This is a genomic window from Pedococcus sp. P5_B7, assembly GCF_054049895.1.
In genome coordinates this window covers 284,791-300,131 of record NZ_JBFULM010000003.1, presented here as the reverse complement: position 1 = coordinate 300,131, position 15,341 = coordinate 284,791, and the positions used below count along the sequence as shown (strand labels likewise).

General features: G+C 72.5%; 13 protein-coding genes. 11 read left to right on the top strand and 2 right to left on the bottom strand.

Features of this window, described 5'->3' with window-relative positions; all coding sequences use genetic code 11:
- The first annotated feature begins 56 nt into the window (after positions 1-56).
- Both ACXJKD_RS10495 and ACXJKD_RS10490 read left to right on the top strand, forming a co-directional pair.
- Entirely contained in the window at positions 57-695 is a 639-nt protein-coding gene (locus ACXJKD_RS10495; RefSeq protein WP_457254472.1) for a PadR family transcriptional regulator, read from the top strand.
- Positions 696-706: 11 nt separating this feature from the next.
- Positions 707-1,798: an inositol-3-phosphate synthase gene (locus ACXJKD_RS10490; protein ID WP_344136911.1), complete on the top strand. Its 1,092-nt coding sequence runs from the start codon at positions 707-709 to the stop codon at positions 1,796-1,798.
- 237 nt (positions 1,799-2,035) lie between these two features.
- Here ACXJKD_RS10490 and ACXJKD_RS10485 read toward each other — a convergent pair whose 3' ends face one another.
- Together ACXJKD_RS10485 and ACXJKD_RS10480 are read right to left on the bottom strand one after the other, a co-directional pair.
- Positions 2,036-2,815, bottom strand: a complete 780-nt coding sequence (locus ACXJKD_RS10485; RefSeq protein ID WP_457254471.1) for a PP2C family protein-serine/threonine phosphatase — start codon at positions 2,813-2,815, stop codon at positions 2,036-2,038.
- A gap of 85 nt (positions 2,816-2,900) precedes the next feature.
- On the bottom strand, positions 2,901-4,340 hold the full coding sequence (locus ACXJKD_RS10480; RefSeq protein ID WP_457254510.1) for a CCA tRNA nucleotidyltransferase: 1,440 nt from the start codon (positions 4,338-4,340) through the stop codon (positions 2,901-2,903).
- A gap of 74 nt (positions 4,341-4,414) precedes the next feature.
- On the opposite strand from ACXJKD_RS10480, the gene ACXJKD_RS10475 reads away from it, so the two are divergent.
- From ACXJKD_RS10475 to ACXJKD_RS10435, 9 genes are all read left to right on the top strand, one after another.
- Complete coding sequence (locus tag ACXJKD_RS10475) at positions 4,415-4,909, top strand: NUDIX hydrolase (RefSeq protein WP_457254470.1); 495 nt, start codon at positions 4,415-4,417, stop codon at positions 4,907-4,909.
- A complete protein-coding gene (locus ACXJKD_RS10470; RefSeq protein WP_457254468.1) occupies positions 4,909-6,981 on the top strand; it encodes a DUF6049 family protein in 2,073 nt (690 codons plus the stop codon). Before ACXJKD_RS10475 ends, ACXJKD_RS10470 begins: the two co-directional genes overlap by 1 nt.
- Before the next feature lie 10 nt (positions 6,982-6,991).
- The gene (gene murJ / locus ACXJKD_RS10465; protein WP_457254467.1) at positions 6,992-8,641 is read left to right on the top strand and encodes a murein biosynthesis integral membrane protein MurJ; all 1,650 of its coding nucleotides are present in this window, start codon (positions 6,992-6,994) and stop codon (positions 8,639-8,641) included.
- 96 nt (positions 8,642-8,737) lie between these two features.
- Positions 8,738-10,795: a hypothetical protein gene (locus ACXJKD_RS10460; protein ID WP_457254466.1), complete on the top strand. Its 2,058-nt coding sequence runs from the start codon at positions 8,738-8,740 to the stop codon at positions 10,793-10,795.
- 27 nt (positions 10,796-10,822) lie between these two features.
- Positions 10,823-11,371, top strand: a complete 549-nt coding sequence (gene sigM, locus ACXJKD_RS10455) for an RNA polymerase sigma factor SigM (RefSeq protein WP_457254465.1) — start codon at positions 10,823-10,825, stop codon at positions 11,369-11,371.
- Between the two features lie 85 nt (positions 11,372-11,456).
- A complete protein-coding gene (locus ACXJKD_RS10450; RefSeq protein ID WP_457254464.1) occupies positions 11,457-12,293 on the top strand; it encodes a hypothetical protein in 837 nt (278 codons plus the stop codon).
- Between the two features lie 106 nt (positions 12,294-12,399).
- A complete protein-coding gene (trxB, locus tag ACXJKD_RS10445) occupies positions 12,400-13,449 on the top strand; it encodes a thioredoxin-disulfide reductase (RefSeq protein ID WP_457254463.1) in 1,050 nt (349 codons plus the stop codon).
- 116 nt (positions 13,450-13,565) lie between these two features.
- Positions 13,566-13,892 (top strand): thioredoxin, encoded by a 327-nt coding sequence (trxA, locus tag ACXJKD_RS10440; RefSeq protein ID WP_056921368.1) that lies wholly within the window; start codon positions 13,566-13,568, stop codon positions 13,890-13,892.
- A 228-nt stretch (positions 13,893-14,120) separates the two neighbouring features.
- The gene (locus ACXJKD_RS10435; RefSeq protein WP_457254461.1) at positions 14,121-15,293 is read left to right on the top strand and encodes an N-acetylmuramoyl-L-alanine amidase; all 1,173 of its coding nucleotides are present in this window, start codon (positions 14,121-14,123) and stop codon (positions 15,291-15,293) included.
- Positions 15,294-15,341 lie beyond the last annotated feature (48 nt).

Sequence of the window (15,341 nt, the reverse complement as noted above, 5' to 3'; positions counted from 1 at the left end):
CACGGACGCGGTCCGTGGCGATCCGTATCCAGCGCGTGAGGGAGGTGCAGCCAGTCATGAGTCGTCGCTCGGATCTGCTCGAGTTCGCGGTCCTCGGACTGCTGCACGAGAGCCCCATGCACGGCTACGAGCTGCGCAAGCGGCTCAACGCCGCGCTCGGCGCCTTCCGTGCGCTGTCCTACGGCACGCTCTACCCCTGCCTGCGCGGCCTGCTCGACCAGGGCCTCATCGCCGAGGCGAGCGGCACCCAGCACGCTGCGGCGACGGCGGGCTCCAAGCGCGCCCGGATCGTCTACGAGCTCACCGCGGACGGCAAGGAGCACTTCCAGGAGCTGCTCAAGGAAGCCGGTCCGACGGCGTGGGAGGACGACACCTTCGACGTCCACTTCGCCTTCTTCGCCCGCACCGAGGCCGAGGTCCGACTGCGCATCCTCGAGGGACGCCGCAGCCGGCTCGAGGAGCGGCTGGACACCATCCGCACCAGCTCGGCCAAGAACCGCGAGCGCTTCGACACCTACACCGCCGCCCTCGAGCGGCACGGCCTGGACTCCGCCGAGCGCGAGGTCCGCTGGCTCAACGAGCTGATCACCGCCGAGCGGAACATCCCCTTCTCGGCAGCCCCGAGCACCACCTCGAGCACCACCTCCAGCACCGCCTCCAGCACCACCTCCACCCCCATTACCCCCAACAACTGAGGAGTCTTCCCATGGGATCCGTTCGCGTCGCCATCGTTGGCGTCGGCAACTGCGCCAGCTCGCTGGTCCAGGGTGTCGAGTACTACAAGGACGCCGACCCGGCCGGCAACGTCCCCGGGCTCATGCACGTGCAGTTCGGTGAGTACCACGTCAAGGACGTCGAGTTCGTCGCCGCCTTCGACGTGGACGCCAAGAAGGTCGGCTTCGACCTGGCCGAGGCGATCGGCAACTCGGAGAACAACACCATCAAGATCGCCGACGTGCCCCCGACCGGGGTCACCGTCCAGCGCGGCCACACCTACGACGGCATCGGCAAGTACTACGCCCAGACCATCGAGCAGTCCGACGCCGAGCCCGTGGACATCGTCCAGGTCCTCAAGGACACCAAGGCCGACGTGCTCGTCTCCTACCTCCCGGTGGGCTCCGAGGTGGCCGACAAGTTCTACGCCCAGTGCGCGATCGACGCCGGCGTGGCCTTCGTCAACGCCCTCCCCGTCTTCATCGCCTCCGACCCCGAGTGGGCCGCGAAGTTCGAGGCGGCCGGCGTGCCGGTCATCGGTGACGACATCAAGTCGCAGGTCGGCGCGACCATCACGCACCGCGTGATGGCCAAGCTGTTCGAGGACCGCGGTGTCACGCTGGACCGCACCTACCAGCTGAACGTCGGCGGCAACATGGACTTCAAGAACATGCTCGAGCGCGAGCGCCTCGAGTCCAAGAAGGTCTCCAAGACCCAGGCCGTCACGTCCAACCTGACCGGCGCCCTCGCGGGTCTGACCGACAGCCGCAACGTCCACATCGGCCCGTCCGACTACGTCGCGTGGCTCGACGACCGCAAGTGGGCCTACGTGCGCCTCGAGGGTCGCGCGTTCGGTGACGTGCCGCTGAACCTCGAGTACAAGCTCGAGGTCTGGGACTCCCCCAACTCGGCCGGCATCATCATCGACGCGATCCGTGCGGCGAAGATCGCCAAGGACCGCGGCATCGGTGGCGCGCTCATCAGCGCCTCGTCCTACCTCATGAAGTCCCCGCCGGTGCAGCGCGAGGACACCGAGGGACGCACCAAGCTCGAGGCCTTCATCGCCGGCACCGAAGAGCGCTGACCCAGCGACTCAGCCAGACGGCACACGAGAGGGGCACCTTCCGCACCACGCGGAAGGTGCCCCTTTCGTCATGCCGCCTTGCCCGCCCGAGATCCCAGCTCTCGGGCCTCACTGCGGCGCCACGACCCGAGAGTGGAGCTCTCGGGAGGATGGATCCCGGCCGGTATGCCGCGTGGCCATCTCGCCGCCCGCCGCCCGCCGCCTGCGTCCGCGAGCGCCCGCCTGTCCCAGGACTTGTCACTCGTCGAAGCCACCGTCACCGGAGTCGACCGCAACCACGACCACCGACACGTTGTCGCGGCCACCGGAGTCGACGCCCGCGGCGACGAGGGCCTCGGCGCAGGCCTGCGGATCGTCGTGCGCGGCAAGGATCTCGCAGAGGCGGTCGTGGCTCAGCTCGTTGGACAGGCCGTCGGAGCAGATGACGAAGCGCTCGCCCGCCTGCGGGGGCAAGAGCCAGATGTCGGGCGTCGGCGGCGCCTCGGACCCCAACGAGCGAGTAATGACGTTGCGCAGCGGGTGCCGCGCCGACTCCTCTTCGGTGATCAGCCCGGCGTCGATCATCTCGCGCACCTCGGAGTGGTCCACGGTGAGGAGCCGGAGCTGGCCGTCAACGAAGCGGTAGACGCGGGAGTCGCCGACGTTGAACACGGCCCAGTGGTCGGAGCCACCCGCCTTCACCACGGCGAGGCCTGCTGCGGTGGTGCCCATGCCGGTCTGCTCGGGGTTCATGGCGACCGACTCGAGGATGCGGCGGTTGGCCAGGGCAAGGGCTTCGACGAGGTCCTCACGGCTGCGCTTCGGCGCCGAGGCGAGCTCCCCCAGGGTCGCGGTCACGATGCCACTGGCCACCTCGCCGGCGGCGTGGCCGCCCATGCCGTCCGCCACCACGAAAATCGTGCGGTCGGCCAGCACGCTGTCCTCGTTGTGCTGTCGCACCCGTCCGACGTCCGTGGCCGCACCGGCCCGGACGGTCAGTCCGGGGAACTGCTCGCTCGGATGCTTCAGGGTGGGCATCGCAACCTTTCGGGGAACCTCGCGAAAACCGGGGGTGGACCGACGAAGGCCAGGCCGATGACCGGTCTGCAAACTCTTGCTGACTCTAGTGAGGCTGGCTCTCCGGCTGCTGGGCCCACCACTCCTGCAGGGCAGTGACGGCCGCGTCACGGCCGACCATGCCCTGGTCGAGGCGCAGCTCGAGCAGGAACGAGTAGGCGCGCCCGAGCACGGGGCCGGGTGGGATGCCGAGCACCTCGGCGATCTCGTTGCCGTTGAGCTCGGGTCGGACCTTGGCCAGCTCCTCGGCCTCCATCAGCGCCTCGATCCGCGTCTCGAGCGCGTCGTAGGTCTGGGACAGCCGGGCCGCCTTGCGGGCGTTGCGGGTGGTCGAGTCCGACCGGGTGAGCCGGTGCAGGCGCTGGAGCAGCGGGCCCGCGTCGGTGACGTAGCGGCGCACGGCCGAGTCGGTCCACGCCCCGTCGCCGTACCCGTGGAACCGCAGGTGCAGCTCGACCAACCGGGTCACCGCCTTGACGGTGTCCTTGTCGTAGCGCAGCGCCTTGAGCCGCTTGGCGGTGAGCTTGGCGCCGACCACCTCGTGGTGGTGGAAGGAGACCCCGCCGCCCTCCTCGAACCGGCGGGTCGCCGGCTTGCCGATGTCGTGGAGCAGCGCCGCGAGGCGCAGCACGAGGTCGGGGCCGGGCACCGACGACTCGGGGCCGTCGGGCGGGCCCTCGAGCGCGATCGCCTGGTCGAGCACCCGCAACGAGTGCTCATAGACGTCCTTGTGCCGGTGGTGCTCGTCGATCTCCAGCTTGAGGGCCGGCAGCTCGGGCAGCACGTGGTCGGCCAGTCCGGTCTCCACCAGCAGGCGCAGCCCCGCGTGCGGCGACGCCGCGAGCACCAGCTTGGTCAGCTCGTCGCGGACCCGCTCGGCCGACACGATCTCGATCGAGGCGGCCATCGCCGTCATGGCCTCGCGCACCTCGGGGGCCACGTCGACCTCGAGCTGGGACACGAAGCGGCAGGCCCGCATCATCCGCAGCGGGTCGTCGCCGAACGACACCTCCGGCGGTCCGGGGGTGCGCAGGCGACGCGCGGCGAGGTCGGCCAACCCGGCATACGGGTCGACGAACTCCATCGACGGCAGGCGCAGGGCCATCGCGTTGACCGTGAAGTCACGCCGGACCAGGTCGTCCTCGAGGTTGTCGCCGAAGGCGACGACCGGCTTGCGGGTCTGGCCGTCGTAGGCGTCGGCGCGGTAGCTGGTGACCTCGACCACGTGGTCGCCGCGACGGGCGCCGATGGTGCCGAACTCGCGGCCGATGTCCCAGTGCGCGTCTCCCCACGGGCGCAGGATGGCCAAGGTCTCGTCCGTCGAGGCGCTGGTCGTGAAGTCGAGGTCGGGCGACACGCGCCCGAGGAACGCGTCGCGCACCGGGCCGCCCACCAGGGCGAGCTCGTGGCCCTTTGCGGCGAACAGCTCACCGAGCTCGGTGAGCAGCGGCACGACCGGCGCGAGGTGGGCGGTGGCCCGGCGCATGAGCTCGGACAGCGGCTCGCGGGGATCGGCGGTGGACACGGAGGTCAAGGGTAGGCGCTCGTTAGAGTGGCACGGTGACCTCCCCCGCTCGCGACCCCGAGAGACTGGCGCCCAGCCGGCCTCGGCTTCCCTCGGTCGAGGAGCGTTCGGCCGGGGGGATCGTCGTCGACGTGCACGACGGCGTCGCCCGGATCGCGGTCATCGCGCGGCGCAACCGGGCCGGCCGGATCGAGTGGTGCCTGCCCAAGGGCCACATGGAGCAGGGCGAGACGCTGCAGCAGGCCGCGGCCCGCGAGGTCGAGGAGGAGACCGGCATCGAGGGCCGCGTCCTCACCGAGCTCGGCACCATCGACTACTGGTTCGCCACCGGCGAGCGCCGCATCCACAAGTTCGTGCACCACTACCTCCTCGAGGCCACCGGCGGTCACCTCACCATCGAGAACGACCCCGACCACGAGGCGATCGACGTCGCCTGGCTGCCGCTGCGGGAGGCACACGAGCACCTCACCTTCCCCAACGAGCGCCGCATCGCGAGGCAGGCCTGGCAGCGACTGGCCGGAGACGGGTGATGCCCCGCGCTTCCGTATGCCGCGTGCTCGCCGCGGCGGCGCTGGCCGTGCCCGCGTGGTTCGCCGTCGCCACCCCGGCCTCCGCGGCCGACCTCACCCTCGACCTCAGCTCGGTGACCCCGGCGGTGGCCAGGGCCGGTGACGACCTGGTCGTGACCGGCACGCTGCACAACGGCTCCGGTGCAGCGCTGTCGCGCCCGACCGTCTCGGTGGTCATGGGGTCGATGGAGCCGACGCGCAAGGCGGTCCGCGACTGGGCCGCGCAGACCGGTCCGGCCGGCGGGAAGGTCGTGGGGCAGGTCCGGCTCACCGGTTCGGTGCCCGCGGGGGGCAGCCAGGCGTTCTCGGTGAAGGTCCCGAAGCTGGCCGCGCTGGGCCCGGCCGCCTACKGCGCCATCCCGCTCAGCATCCAGTCGGGCCCGGCGAGCATCCGGACCTTCGCGGGCTACCAGCAGACCAAGCAGTACCAGCCGATGTCGATCAGCTGGGCCGCCCCACTCACCCTCGACCCCGACCCGAACCTCTTCGGCGGCAGCGGCGCGGCCCGCGAGACCGCCTGGAGCGAGGCGCTGGGCGACGGTTCCCGGGTCTCGCGGGTCATCCTGGCCACCGAGGACGCGCCGGTCACCTGGGCGATCGACCCGACCCTGACGCCCACCCTGCTCCCCGACGACGTCGACATCGAGGCCGGCTCCGCCCAGGGCCGGCAGGAGCGCGCCATCCGGGTCGCCACCGAGGAGCGGATCACCGACCTCGCACCACGGCACAGCCCCTGGGTGCTGCCCGACACCGACGCCGACCTGGCCGCCGTCGCGGGCATCCGGGCCGGTGAACCGCTGATGCGCAGCTTCGTCGACCGCGCCGACGGGGTGGCCAGGAAGCTCGACGGACGCGCCGACGTGGCCTGGCCCGTCGACGGCGGCTACACCGCGACGCGGGAGAGCGCCCTGCGCCGGGTCTTCCGCGTGCCGGCCCTGGCCGGACAGGTGACGTCCGCCTCGGCGCTCGCACCCGCCGGGTCGGCCACCACGCCCAGCGCCGCCCAGCGCAGCACGACCGGGCTGCCGCTGCTCGCCTACGACGACTCCCTCAGCGGGCTGCTCACCCGCACCACGTCCCCGTCGGACGGGGTGCTCAGCACCCAGCAGTTCGTCGCCGACTCGGTGGCCCTGCTCAACGAGCTCCCGGGCACGGAGGGGCGCAGCGTCCTCGTGGCCGCCCCCCGCTCGTTCAACCCTGACCCGGCGACCGCCCGGAGCTTCTTCGCCGCCACTGCCACGATCCCGTGGCTGGCGCCGACCACCACGGACGCGCTGCTGGCGCAGGCTCGGCGGGCGGTCCCGACGAGCTCGGCTCCGGTGACCCGTCCCATCCTGCCGGCGACCGGCGGACGAGCCGTGCTGACCACCGCCAAGGTCGGGCAGCTCGAGCAGACCGTCCGCACGGTCCGCGGCGTGGCCCAGATCCGTGACGACGGTGACGCGTTCCTGCGCACCTGGACCCGTGCCGCCGAGCAGCTCGCCTCCACCCGCTRGCGGGCCGCCCCCACGGCCTGGAACACCCTCAGTGGGCGGGTCTCCGAGGCCGCCCGGCAGACCACGACGGCGGTCAAGGTCTCGGCCAGCACGATCAACTTCCTCGCCGACTCCGGCCGCCTCCAGATCACCGTGACCAACGACCTGGCCGTCCCGGTCGACGACGTGAAGCTCACCGTCGAGGCGTCGAACCCACGGCTGCGGATCGACAGCCAACCCGGGGTGCTGCGGATCGGGCCACGCAGTCGCGCGACCGTGACGGTGCGCGTGACCGCGCTCGCCGCCGGACCGGTCCCCCTGCGCACCACGCTCACCACCCCCGACGGCACGGTCATCGGGCAGGGCGCCGACGTGCAGGTGCGGGTGACCCCCACCGGCCACTGGATCTACTGGGGCCTGGGTGGCGTGGCCGGCGCGATCCTCCTGCTGGGTATCGTGCGGACCTTCCGACGTCGGCCCGGATCCGGACCGGGCTCCACCGGGCCCCCGCCGCCGACCGCTCCCGACCCGCTGCCCCGAGAGGCCACCACCGCATGACCCTGCATCGATGACTGACGCACCGTCCGGCGAGCGCAGCCTCGCCCGGTCCAGCGCCCTCATGGCCGCGGGCACCGTCGTCTCGCGGGTCCTCGGCTTCGGGCGTGCGGCGCTGCTCAGCGGCGCCGTCGGCATCGGCCTCGCCGCCGACACGTTCCAGGTGGCCAACACGCTGCCCAACCAGTTCTACCTCCTGCTCGCCGGGGGCGTCCTCAACGCCGTCCTCGTCCCCCAGATCACCAAGGCGGCGAGCCACGACGACGGCGGGCACGCCTTCGTCAACCGCCTGCTGACGCTCTCGCTGGCCCTGCTCGTCGGCGCCACCGTCCTCGTCACCCTCGCGGCGCCCCTGCTCGTCCGGGTCTTCGCGACCCACGAGTGGGACTCCGACGCCGTCGGCCTCGCCGTGGCGTTCGCGTTCATCTGCCTCCCGCAGGTGTTCTTCTACGGCCTCTACACGCTCTTCGGCCAGGTGCTCAACGCTCGCGGCCAGTTCGCGGCGTACATGTGGGCACCGGGGCTGGCGAACCTCGTCGCCATCGGCGGCCTGGTCTGGTTCAAGGTCGCCTATCCCCACCCGGGCAAGGTCGGCGAGTGGACCCCGGGCATGGTCTGGATCCTCGCGGGCACGGCCACGCTGGGCGTCGCGGTGCAGGCGGCGGCGCTGTGGCTGCCCCTGCGGGCCAGTGGCTTCCGCTACCGGCCGGTGTGGGGCTTTCGCGGCGTCGGGCTCGGCAGCGCCTCGAAGGTCGCGGGGTGGACCTTCGCGGCCGTCGCGCTGAGCCAGGCCGGCTACATCGTGACCTCGCAGGTGATGACCCGTGCCACCCACCTGCTCGACGTCCGCGGTCAGGCCGGGGAAGGAGCCGGTCTCGCGGCCTACGGCTACGCCTTCCTGCTCTTCATGCTCCCCCACTCGCTGATCACGGTCTCGCTCGTGACCGCGCTGTTCACGCGGCTCTCCCAGGCTGCCCATCGCGGCGACAGCGGGGCGGTGGTGGCCGACCTCGGCAGCGGGCTGCGGATGCCGGCCGTGCTGCTCGTGCCGGGCACCATCGCCATGGTCGTCCTGGGGACCCAGGTCGCCCGGGTGGCCTTCTTCGACAACACCCCGCAGGAGTCCGCCGCGATCGGGCGCGTGATGGTGGCGATGATGCTGGGCCTGGTGCCGTTCGGGTGGCTCTACCTGATCCAGCGCGTGTTCTACGCCTACGAGGACGCCAGGACGCCGTTCCGCCTGCAGGTCGTCGTGACCGTGGTGGCGACGGCCGCGAACCTCGTCGCCGCCACGGTCGACCCCACGCACACCGGGATCGTCGTGGGTCTCGGCCAGACGCTGAGCAACCTCGCCGCCGCGCTGCTCGGGTTCGTCCTCCTGCGCCGCCGGCTCGGGTCGCTGCACCTGCAGCCGAGCATCCGCGGCTACGTGCGACTGGGGCTGGCCTCCGCGGTCGCCGGGATCCTCACCTGGCTGGGCGTGCGTGCGCTGGAGGCCGCCGGCCTCGACAGCACGTCGTGGACCGGCGCGTTGGTCGAGGTCGTGGCCGGTGGAGGGGTCTTCGTCCTCATCGCGCTCGGGCTCGCCCACGTGATGCGGGTCCACGAGGTCGCCTTGCTGCTCGACCCCCTGCTGCGCCGCCTGCGACGAGGCCGCTCCTGATCGGCACGCCCTAGGATGAGGCCGCGGCTGGCTGGTGCAGCCGGGGTGGCACATTCGGACGTGGTGGACGTGGTGGACGAGACCGTAGGAGGCAGCGTGCACGGGGTAGGCCCTTCGACGGTGCTGGGCGGTCGCTACGCCGTCCAACGCCGGCTCGAGCAGCTGCCGAAGGCCGAACGGTGGTCGGCCCACGACACGACCCTCGAGCGCGATGTGGTCATCGTCTGCTTCTCCGAGCACGAGGCCCACGCCGACACCACCCTCGACGCTGCCCGCCGGGTCGCGGGCCTCGACAACCACCGGCTCGTGCGCGTGCTCGACGTCGGGCGGTCCGAGGGCATCGCGTTCTTCGTCGAGGAGGCGATCAGCGACTCCCACACCCTCACCCACCTCCTGGAGCAGGGCGGCCTGCCCGCCGAGGAGGTGCGGCGCATCGCCGGCGAGGCCGCGACCGGACTCGAGGCGGCCCGCGGTCGCGGGCTGCACCACCTGCGGCTGACCCCCCACTCGGTCCTGCGCGCCCACGACGGCACGATCAAGGTGCGTGGCGTGGCCACCACCGCGGCGATGGCCACCGACGACGACGTCGACGCCACCCGCGCGGCCCGCACCGACGCCGTGGGCGTCGTCGCCATCACGTATGCCGCGTTGACCAGCCGGTGGCCGCTGCCCGGCCACGTCGCCGGGCTCGAGTCGGCCCCGCACGTCGTCGGCGGCGTGCCGGCGCCGTCCGAGATCGCAGCCGGCGTCCCCGGTGACCTCGACGCGTTGTGCCGCCTCACCCTCAACGAGGACCAGGGCCCGCTCACGCCCGGCGACTTCGCGACCCAGATCGCCCCCTGGGCGATGTCGCAGGTGCAGGGCCTCGGCGGGACGCGGCCGGTCGACGACGGCAGCACCCGCACGATCGCGATGCCGCGCGACGAGCTCGACGCCGCCCTGGCCGCCGAGTCCGCGCCGCCAGTGCCCGCTCCGTCCGTCCCCCCGCCGCCGGTCCACCCCGACGAGCAGGGTCCTGAAGACGCAGCCGTGCACGGCCAGCACGAGGCACCGTGGCCCACTCCCGCGGGCGCGGTGTCCGGCGCCGCCACCCCGGCCGAGCCGACCCCCACCCAGCCGCTCACGCCTGTCACCGGCGCCCACGGCATACCGGCGAGCACCGGCGGTCCCACCACCGAGGGCGCCGCTGACGACGACACCGACGACGACCAGGGTCCTGAGCAGGCGGGCACCGGCGCCGCCGCGGCCGCCCAGGCCGCGGCCGCCGCGAGCGCGGTGGGCACGGCCCTCGGCACCGCGGGTCACGCCGCCGGACAGGCCGCGGGTGCCGCGGCCCACCGGGTCGGCAGCTTCGCCCGCGCTGCGGCCGACAAGGCGGCCGAGCGTCGCGCGCAGCGCCAGGCGACCGAGGAACGGGCCGAGGAGCGCCGGATCTCGCTCAACCAGGCCCTGGTCGAGGGGCAGGAGCCGCTCGGGCCACCCCTGCCGATGCTCTCCGCCGAGACCGGCACGGCACCGACCCGTGACCAGACCAAGGTGGTCCTGGCGATCATGGCGGCGTTCCTGGTCGTCGCCACCCTCCTGGGTTTCTGGGGTGCCTCGAGGATCGGCTCCAACAGCGACCTCGGGCTGGGTGGCGCCCCCGCCCCCAAGACCACCGTCAAGGTGACTGCCCCCGCCGTCACCGTGACGCCCACCGCCCCGGACGCAGGCGGCGGCGGCGACTCGTTCGCCATCCTCAGCGCCACCGGCTTCGACCCCGAGGGCGACGGCGCGGAGCGCAACGGCGAGGCCCCGCGCGTCTTCGACGGCAAGACCAACACCTACTGGAGCTCCGAGGGCTACGCCAGCCCCAACCTCGGTGGCCTCAAGAAGGGCGTCGGCCTGCGACTCGACCTCGGGCAGAACCGCAGCGTCTCGACGGTCGGGCTCGTGCTGCCCAACGCGGCCGACGTGACCGTGTACGTCGGCGAGGACCGTGACTCCCTGGGCAGCGCCACCGCGATCGGCTCCTCGAAGGGCAAGTCCGGAGCCGTGACCCTCAAGGCCCCGTCGGTCGTGAAGGGCCAGTACGTCTTCGTCTGGTTCACCGCGGTGACCCAGGTGTCCGACGGCCGGTTCCGCGCCACCGTCGCCGAGGTCACGGTCGGCTGAGCCGGCGCGGCAGCCGACCGGACATCGATGAGCAGCCTCCCGTTGCACGAGCAGGACGACCGCGCGTTGCTGCGCGCGCACGTCGAGGGCGACCCGGAGGCGTTCGGTGAGCTGTTCCTCCGCCACCGCGACCGCATGTGGGCGGTGGCCCTGCGCACCACCCGCAACCGTGAGCTCGCCTCCGACTGCGTGCAGGACGCGTTCATCTCCGCCTTTCGGCGGGCCGGGTCCTACCGGGGTGACGCGGCGGTCACCACCTGGCTGCACCGCATCGTGGTCAACGCCTGCCTCGACCGGTTGCGGCGCGACAAACCCACCAGCGAGCTGCCCGAGCACGAGCTGGCCGACCGCCACGACGCGGAGTCGTCGGTCGACACGCGGCTCGACGTCCGGGAGGCCCTGGAGCGCCTCCCCGAGGGCCAGCGGATGGCGCTGATCCTCGTCGACATGCACGGGATGTCGGTCGCCGAGGCGGCCGCCGTGCTCGAGGTCGCGGAGGGCACCGTGAAGTCGCGGTGCAGCCGGGGCCGCGACGCCATGGCCGAGCTCCTGCGGGAACCATCGGGGCAGCCGTGACGTCGTACACATGTCGCCACCGCCGTGCCCGCACCGGCAGCCGCGCGACCACGAGACCGACACCCATCGTCTGGAGGAAGTCGTGGTGAGCACACCCCGCGTGCCCCCGGCGGACCATGGCGTCCCCCCGCACGGCAGCACCCCGCCGGACCCGCGCGGCGCGAGCGCCGGCAGGCACGACGACACAGAGCACGACCCCACCGGCATCCGGGCGCTGCTGTCGGCCCTGCCCGACCCCGGTCCCATGCCGGCCGACCTCGTCGCCCGCATCACCGCCTCGATCGCGCAGGAGCAGTCCGCCCGCCAGGGTGGCACCGTCGTGCCGCTGCGCCGGCGCAGCTGGGGCTGGCAGCACCTGGGCGCAGCCGCCGCTGCCGCCGTGATCCTCGCCGTGGGCCTCCCCGCCCTGCTCACCGGCACCGGTCCCGGCGACGTGATGGCCTCGCTGAAGGGCACCTCCTCGGCCGACAGCGCCAGCAGCGCAGAGGGCAACAGCGGCGCCCTCGCCGACTCCGGTGGCGCCCCCGCCGCTCCGGGCTCGACGTCGTCCCCCCAACCGTCCACCCTCGGCGACCAGAGGGTGCGTGGCCCGGTCGGCGACGTGGCCCTCGCGGCGACCGGCACGGCATACACGACCGCCGGGCTCGCCACCCAGGCGGCGACGCTGGGCTCCACGTTCGAGGCCTCCTCGGCAGCCAAGGACTACGCCGTGCCCTACGGCGAGGCCGGGCTGCGTGGCTGCCTCACCGCCCTGGGGGTCAAGGACGGGCTCCCGGTGCGCGGCGACGTCGCGACCCTCGACGGCGTCCCGGCGGTGATCGCGCTGGTCGACCGGGGCGGCACCGAGTCGGTGTATGCCGTGGCTCCCGACTGCGACGCGCAGCACCCCAGGCTGCTCGCCGGGCCGCTCACCCTCCCCTGAGGGCGCCTCGACCACTCCGCCTTCTGCGCTCGCCCGCGCGTCGGGCCGGTCAGGCGGCGGTAGGGAACATCGAGGCCCTACGATCAGTTGAAGAGTCCGGCACCGTATGTTGCGGTGCACCGCCTTCTCGACCACAAGGGGCTGTAACCGCGTGACCACCACCGCACCCGCCGACATCCGCAGTCTGATCATCATCGGCTCGGGCCCGGCGGGCTACACCGCCGCTGTCTACGCGGCCCGGGCCAACCTCCAGCCGCTGCTCTTCGAAGGCGCCGTCACCGCAGGTGGGGCGCTGATGAACACCACCGAGGTGGAGAACTTCCCGGGGTTCCGCGACGGGATCATGGGTCCCGACCTGATGGAGAACATGCGGGCCCAGGCCGAGCGGTTCGGGGCCGAGATCATCACCGACGACGTCGAGTCCGTCGACCTCGAGGGTGCGGTCAAGACCGTGGTCGACGCGGAGGGCAACACCTACCGCGCCCACGCCGTCATCCTCGCCATGGGGTCTGCCTACCGCGAGCTGGGTCTGCCCGACGAGAAGCGGCTGTCCGGCCACGGCGTCTCGTGGTGTGCGACCTGCGACGGGTTCTTCTTCCGTGACCAGGACATCGCCGTCGTCGGTGGCGGCGACTCCGCCGTCGAGGAGGCGACCTTCCTCACCAAGTTCGCCCGCTCGGTGACGATCGTCCACCGTCGCGGCGAGCTGCGGGCCTCCAAGATCATGGCCGAGCGCGCGCTGTCCAACGACAAGATCAGGTTCGCCTGGAACTCCGCCGTCGAGGCGATCCACGGCGACGCGAAGCTGACCGGCATCACGCTGCGCGACACCGAGACCGGTGTGACCCGCGAGCTGCCCGTCACCGGCCTGTTCGTCGCGATCGGCCACGACCCGCGCAACGAGCTGGTCAAGGGTGTCGTCGACCTCGACGACGAGGGCTACGTCCTCGTCCAGGGCCGCACCACGCTGACCAACCTCCCGGGCGTGTTCGCCTCGGGTGACCTGGTCGACCACACCTACCGGCAGGCCATCACGGCGGCGGGGTCCGGCTGTGCCGCGGCCCTCGACGCCGAGCGCTACCTCGCCGACCGCGAGCATGCCGGCGCCCCCGCGGCCGACGCCGCCCTCACCGGCGAGCCGGCACTGACGCACTGACCCACCGGTCCGCCTGTCAGACCCCGCGGGGATCATGAGAGGCAGACGCAGCCACACCGCTCCACCAGCTAGACCGCAGAGCCATCAACCGCAGCACCACCGAAAGGAGCCCCCGAGTGGGAGCCATCAAGGACACCACGGACGCCACCTTCGAGGCCGACGTCCTCCAGAAAGACAAGCCGGTCCTGGTGGACTTCTGGGCACCCTGGTGCGGCCCGTGCCGCGCCGTCGCCCCGATCCTCGAGGAGCTGGCCGTCGCCCACGCCGACAAGATCGAGATCGTCAAGCTCAACACCGACGAGAACCTCGCCGTCAGCAGCCGTTACGGCATCACCGGCATCCCGACCCTCAACGTCTACGTCGGGGGCGAGGTCGTGAAGACCCTCGTGGGTGCCATGCCCAAGCCCAAGCTGGTGCGTGAGCTCGCCGACTACCTCGGCTGAGTGACCCCGTGACCGCCTGCCGGTCGCGCCCGATGGTGGGCGCGACCGGCATCGTCGTTCCCGGGCCGGTCCGGTTGGTCCGCGAGGCTGTTCTGACTTAGGCTCGGGAGTCGGACACGGTGTGCCGCGAGCGTGCCCACGGGGCCGGCGCACCACCGCTGACCTGCACAAACATCCATCTGCGATGATCCGTTCACCGGGCGTCGCCCGCCATGCCGAGGAGGCCGCGTGTCAGACAGCAAGTACGGCCTGCTCGGCCTCGGGAGCCACGGGCCCGAGGTCGCGGACGTGCGAGCCCGGCTGGCCGCGCTGCCCCCCGACCAGCTGCCCGACCGGCCCGACCTGCAGGCCGACGACCCCAGCGTGTTCGACGCCTCGATGGAGCGGGCCGTGCGCGCCTTCCAGCAGCACAAGGGCCTGATCGTCGACGGCGTGGTGGGGGTGGAGACCTTCACCGCCATCGACGGCGCCCGCTGGGCCCTCGGTGACCGGATCCTCCTGCACACGCCGGGTCACCTGCAGCGCGGTGAGGACGTCGTGACCCTCCAGGAGCGGCTCAACACCCTGGGCTTCGCCGCGGGCCGGGTCGACGGCCGCTTCGGCCCCGAGACCGAGCGGGCCGTCCGCAGCTTCCAGCGGGCCTACGGCCTGTCCGGTGACGGTTCGGTCGGTCCCCACACCCTCCGGGCCTTCGAGGACCTGCGCCGGTCGGTGTCCGGCGGCTCGGCCAACGTGCTGCGCGAGCGTGAGCTGGTCCGGCGCTCGGGACACAGCCTGTCGGGGCGCACGGTCGTGCTCGACCCCGGCCACGGCGGCAGCAACACCGGGGCCGCCGCCCACGGGCTGGTCGAGTCCGAGGTCGTGATGGACCTGGCACGACGGATCGAGGGCCGCCTGACCGCGATCGGCGTCTCCGTCGTCTACACCCGCACCGAGCACACCAGCCCCACCGAGGACGAGCGGGCCGCGCTGGCCAACGAGGCCGGGGCCGACCTCGTGCTCTCGCTGCACTGCGACTCCCACGACGCGGCCGAGGCCAGCGGCGTGGCCACCTTCTTCTTCGGTCGCGACCGCAAGACGTCGTGGTCAGCCGTTGGTGAGCACCTGGCCGACCTCGTGCTGCGCGAGGTGGTGGCCCGCACCGGGCTCGAGAACTGCCGCTCGCACGGCCGCTCGTGGGCCCTGCTCCAGCAGACCCGGATGCCGGCGGTGCGGATCGAGGCCGGCTACCTCTCGCACCCCACCGACGCGGCTCGGCTCGCCGACCCGCTCTTCCGCGATACCCTCGCCGAGGCCGTCCTGGTCAGTCTCCAGCGGCTCTACATGGGCGACGATGACACCGCCACCACCGGTGTCCTGCGACTCGGCGACCTGCGCGCCTACCTCGCCTCGCACAGCTGACCGCGCAGCACGAATCCACTACTGCCGCAACGGTTTTCCCGCCGAGCC